Source organism: Kitasatospora misakiensis (genome assembly GCF_042656005.1).
Lineage (GTDB): Bacteria > Actinomycetota > Actinomycetes > Streptomycetales > Streptomycetaceae > Kitasatospora > Kitasatospora misakiensis.
This window is the reverse complement of record NZ_JBHSOF010000110.1, coordinates 1-5,163: the sequence shown is the minus strand read 5'-3', so window position 1 is coordinate 5,163 and position 5,163 is coordinate 1. Positions and strand designations below refer to the sequence as shown.

Here is a 5,163-nt window from a genome sequence, read left to right as displayed (position 1 = left end):
GCTGGTGGATGGCGACGAGGCCGGCCTCGGCCAGGTCGGCCACGAGGATGCGGGCCACTCCCAGGGGAAGGGAGAGCAGCGCCGACACCTCGGCGACGGACTTCACCTCGGTGCACAGGGTGCAGATCCGCTGGTGCTCGGGGAGCAGGGTGGCCAGGCGCTGCGGGTCCACGTCGGCGGAGACGAGCGCCTCCAGGGCGAGCTCGTACCGCGGCCGGGTCCGTCCGCCGGTCATCGCGAACGGGCGGATCAGCGGGCCGGAGTCCGGCTCGTCCTCGTAGTCGTCGCCCGCGTGCCGCGACGGGCCGCCGGGCGACTGTCCGGCCGGCTGACCGACGGCCGGGCCGCGGCCGGGGAGGTGACCGGGCTGCCGGCCGCCCGTCCCGTCCGGGTAGCCGGCCGGGGGAGCGTCGTACGAGGGCCGGGGCCGGCCGTACTCGTCGTACTGACCCGGCGCGTACGGCTGGCCGTACGCGGGCTGTCCGTACGACGGCTGGCCGTGCTGCTGGCCGGGCTGGCCGTGCTGGTCGTACTGCTGGCCGTGGAGCGGCTGGCCGTACTGCTGACCGTGGCCGACGACGCCGGGTGCTCCGAAGGCGTCGTGGCCCGTGCCAGGGTACGGAACGCCGTACTGGCCGCTGCGGTCATCGGGCGGTGTCACGGTTCCTCTCCTCACAGGGTGCGGCGGTGCGGTGCGAGCTCGGGCACGGGTCCGGAGCCGGTGGTGCGAAGGCCGTACAACGTCCGATCCCGAGCCCGCCGAAGCGGGCCCGGGACGGGCGCGGAGGTGCTTCGAATACCTGGACGGTATCCGACGGACCGTCAGTGCAGGAGACTGCCCTGGAGTTCTGCGCGGAGTGCGGGGGTGAGGACGGCGCCGGCGCGGTCGACGAGGAGGGCCATCTCGTAGCCGACGAGGCCGATGTCGGAGTCGGGGGCGGCGAGGACGGCGAGTGCCGAGCCGTCGCTGACGGCCATGAGGAAGAGGAAGCCCCGTTCCATCTCGACGACGGTCTGGTTGACCTCGCCGCCCTCGAAGATCCGGCTGGCGCCGGTGGTGAGGGAGGTGAGGCCGGAGGCGACGGCGGCGAGCTGGTCGGCGCGGTCGCGGGGGAAACCCTCGGACATGCACAGCAGGAGGCCGTCCGCGGAGACCACCACCGTGTGCGACACCCCGGGGGTGTTGTCCACGAAATTGGTGATCAGCCAGTTCAGGTTCTGTGCGGCCTGGCTCATCTGACTCAACTCAACGCTCCTGGTGGTTCGAGCCGCCGAAGAGATCGGTGCTTCGATTCTGCTGTCCGTTGCCGGACGGGTCTACCTGATCGGGGTCGATCCGGAAGCTTCCGGTGCCGCCGGCGCTGCGGCCCTGCTCGACGCCGCGGCGCAGGTTGGTCAGGCGGCCGCGGACCTCCTCGGGCGCGCGGGACACCTGCGGACCGTCCTGCGGGGTGGGCTTGGCATTGCCCGCCACCAGGTTCTGCTTGGGCACGCGCCGGGGCAGTCCGGCCCCGGTGGTGCCGCTGGAGGAGGGCTCACGGAGCTTCTCCGCCCGCTGCCAGTCGCCGTCGTTCGGCGACTGCCAGGTCTGGTTGCCGGCCGCGGTCGGGCCGGTGGGCCCGTAGCCGCCGAGGGCCGACACGTCGTGGCCGCCGCGGGGCTCGGCCGGGGTGGACGAGGTGTCCTTGGCGCCGGCGAACCAGTTGGGGGTCTCGCCGTCGCTCTGCGGGCCGGACGGGAATCCGCCGCCGGCCAGCTGCTGGCCCGGGCGGCGCTGCGGCAGCCCGGACGCCAGGGTGCCCTGGCCGCTGTCGGCGGCCGGGAGGGCGGGCTGCTCGGGGGCGTACGGGTGGCCCGCCGGGGCCTCCTCGGCCCGGCGGCCGTACGGCTGCTCGTCGGCGTAGCCGGAGCGGTCGTAGCCGCCGCCGTCCTGGCCGTACTCGTCCTGCTGGTAGCCGTACTGGTCGTAGCCCTGCTGCGGGTACTGGCCGTAGCCGTCCTGCTGGTAACCGTCCTGCTGGTAGCCGGAGCGGTCGTAGCCGGCGTCCTGGCCGTACTCGTCCTGCTGGTAGCCGTACTGGTCGTCGGCGTAGCCGGACTGCTCGTAGCCCTGCTGCGGGTACTGCTCGTCCTGGCCGTACCGCTCGTCGTTGCGGCGGCCGTACGCCGGGTAGTCGTCCTCGACCTCGGCGTCCAGTACCGGCGGCCGACCGTCCTGCGGACCGGACTCCAGCGCGGCGCGCCGGACCTGGTCCAGGCGCTGCGAGCGCTGGACGGCCTCCAGGGCCGGGCTGAAGCCGCTGGAACCGGCGCTGCCTTGCCCGGTGAGGTGGTCGTCGAAGCCGAGTTCGGCGGCGCTGCGGGCCGGACCGTGCTCGGCGGCCCACTCGGCGGCCGGCTCCTGGTCGAAGATCCGGGAGACGGTGAACTGCTCCTCGGGCTCCGGCGCCGCGGCCATCTGGGTCAGGAACGGCGGCAGCATGACCAGCGAGGTGGTGCCCGCGGACTCGCCGGAGGGGCGGAGCTGGACGCGGACGTCGTGGCGCTGGGAGAGCCGGCCGACCACGAAGAGGCCCATCCGGCGGGAGATGGTGGCGTCGACCGTGGGCGGCTCGGCCAGCTTCTCGTTGATCTCCGCGAAGTCCTCGGCGGTGAGGCCGATGCCCTTGTCGTGGATCTCGACGAGCACCCGGCCGTCGGGCAGGCGGGTCGCGTTGACCAGCACCCGGGTCTGCGGGCTGGAGAACGTGGTGGCGTTCTCCAGCAGCTCGGCGAGCAGGTGGACGAGGTCGGTCACGGCGGCGCCGACGACCTCGGCCTCGGGGATGCCGGCGAGTTCGACGCGCTCGTACTGCTCCACCTCGGAGGCGGCGGCGCGCAGGACGTCGACCAGCGGGACCGGGGTGTTCCAGCGGCGGCCGGCCTCCTCGCCCGCGAGGACGAGCAGGTTCTCACCGTTGCGGCGCATACGGGTCGCGAGGTGGTCCAGCTTGAAGAGGTTCTCCAGCTGGTCCGGGTCGGCCTCGTTGTTCTCGAGGTCGGTGATCAGCGCCAGCTGGCGCTGGATGAGGCTCTGGCTGCGGCGCGACAGGTTGGTGAAGATCGCGTTGACGTTGCCTCGGAGCAGGGCCTGCTCGGCGGCGAGCGCGACCGCCTGCCGGTGGACCTGGTCGAAGGCCCGGGCGACCTCGCCGATCTCGTCCTTGCCGTGCAGCGGGATCGGGATGACGTGGGTGTCCACCCGGTCCGGGTCGGTCTTGGAGAGCTTCTCGACCAGCTCGGGCAGGCGGTGGTCGGCGATCGCCAGCGCGGCGTTGCGCAGGGTGCGCATGCCGAGAATCATCGAGCGGGCCACGTAGCCGGTGAGCACACCGGCGAGGACCAGCGCGACGACGACGATCAGCGAGTTGAGGATGGCGTCGAAGCGCGCGTTGTCGCGCAGCACGGCGGCGTCGTGGAGCACGTCGTCCAGCAGCACGAGCTCGGTGGCACGGAGGCTGGCGATGTGGGTGTTGGCGGCCTGGTTCCAGTTCTCCGGGGTCAGGCCGGAGTCCTTGGCCTCCTTGTACGCGCGGTCTGCGGCGTCCTTGCCCTGAGCCTGGCCGTTGGCCGCGGCCTGGGTGTAGGCGGCGCCGAGGTTCAGCAGGCCGGTCATGGTCGGCATGTTGCCGTTGGGCATGTGGAGGGCGGAGCGCTGGTCGATGGCGGCCTGGGCGACCTGGGCGTCGGCGTACTTCTTGGCGTCCTCGGGGGCGCTGCCGGTGTTGAACTCGGAGAGCGCGGTCTGCTCCAGGCGCTGGGCGACCAGCAGCTGCTGGATGAGGTCGACGTTCTCGTACCGGGTGGTCTTCTGGCCGGCGATGCCGACCAGCAGCTGCAGCATGAGGGCGCGCTGGGTCGAGGCGGAGGCCTTGGCCAGCGACATCGCGTAGATCGAGCGGCCCCTGCTGGTGAGGTTGCTGGAGCCGAGGCCGACCGAGTTGTCGTAGGCCATCAGCGGGGCGAACATCACCGAGTAGGCGCTGACGGTCGCGGAGGCGAAGAGGTTGTCGCCGTAGGCGGCGGCGCGCAGGTGCGGCAGGGCCCCGACCACGGCCTCGAAGGCGTCGTGCCGCCGGGGGAGCTCACCGGACTTGTCGCTCGCGTCGTAGGCCGCCTCGTACGCCTTGAGGGCGGCGTCGGTGGTCGCGCGGGCCTTGGCGACGTCGTTGTTCGGGTCCTGCTTGGTGAGCAGGGGTACGAGCGTCTTGTCGCGCTCGCTCTCCAGTGCCTCGGCGAGTTCGGTGGCGGCCTTGGCGAGGTTGGCGGTGCGCTCGGCGCGGTCGGCCTTGACGAAGCCGTCGATCGAGGTGTTGACGCGCAGACCACCGAAGACCAGGCCGATGACGACCGGGATCAGCAGGATCGCGATCAGACGGGCCGGCACGCGCCAGTTGCGCGGGCGTACGAAGTCGTACCGGCTGCTCTTCGGTACCGCGGCGTCCGGGCCGGGGCCGCCGCCTGACCCGCTGCCGGGGACGGCGCCGGGGGCGCCGTTCTTCCCGGAGCTCGGCGGCTGCTGGGCCGCGGCACCCTGGGGCCGCTCCTCGGTGGGGGTGAACGCCGAGAACCCGCCCGGTTCCGGCGTCGTGCCGTTCGGCTCGCTCTGGCGGGGCTCGGAGCGCCGCTGCGGGGCGACCTGCTGCTTACGCCTCACTCGACAACTACCTCTCGGCCGCAGGGCGGCCATGGATCAATCCAGCGCTACCCCAGGTGGCCGAGCGCTCCGGGATGGGGAGTGACAGCCGTACGGGATCCAGGGGTAGCTGGAATTTCAGCACGTGCAGGGATGGGGGACAAACAGCTGCTGGTAGGCGCAGTGCGCAGCGCAATTCAGGACATTCGCCGACATCCTGTCGCAAAACTGTGGTCTTCTGGCGCTGAGTGACGCTGATTCGCTACAAACAGTCATTGTTGATCACGAAATGCCTACCGAACTGTTATCCGCTGCTTATGGGAGGGTCTTGCGCGGGGCGCCCGGGCGACACCTCGCCGTACGCGAACGCGCCCCGGCACCCCGTCACGCCGACGGGGTGCCGGGGCCGCCGGCCTCGGGTTCCGCTCAGCGGAGCCGGGCGAGGAGGGCGTGTTCGACGAGGGTGATGAGGGCGCTTTTGGCGCTGT

3 protein-coding genes are annotated in these 5,163 nt (G+C 72.0%); all 3 read right to left on the bottom strand.

Annotated features, from left to right (window positions below):
• Positions 1 to 661, bottom strand: a 661-nt coding sequence (locus ACFP3U_RS36625) for a DUF742 domain-containing protein (protein ID WP_380230100.1), incomplete at its 3' end; no start/stop codon positions are given.
• 161 nt (positions 662 to 822) lie between these two features.
• The gene (locus ACFP3U_RS36620) at positions 823 to 1,236 is read right to left on the bottom strand and encodes a roadblock/LC7 domain-containing protein (protein ID WP_043468791.1); all 414 of its coding nucleotides are present in this window, start codon (positions 1,234 to 1,236) and stop codon (positions 823 to 825) included.
• Between the two features lie 10 nt (positions 1,237 to 1,246).
• A complete protein-coding gene (locus ACFP3U_RS36615; protein ID WP_380230099.1) occupies positions 1,247 to 4,696 on the bottom strand; it encodes a nitrate- and nitrite sensing domain-containing protein in 3,450 nt (1,149 codons plus the stop codon).
• Positions 4,697 to 5,163: the final 467 nt, after the last annotated feature.

Bases quoted from the DNA above. Each gene is read 5' to 3' on its own strand.
- ACFP3U_RS36620 (WP_043468791.1), bottom strand. From the start codon at position 1,236: ATGAGCCAGGCCGCACAGAACCTGAACTGGCTGATCACCAATTTCGTG.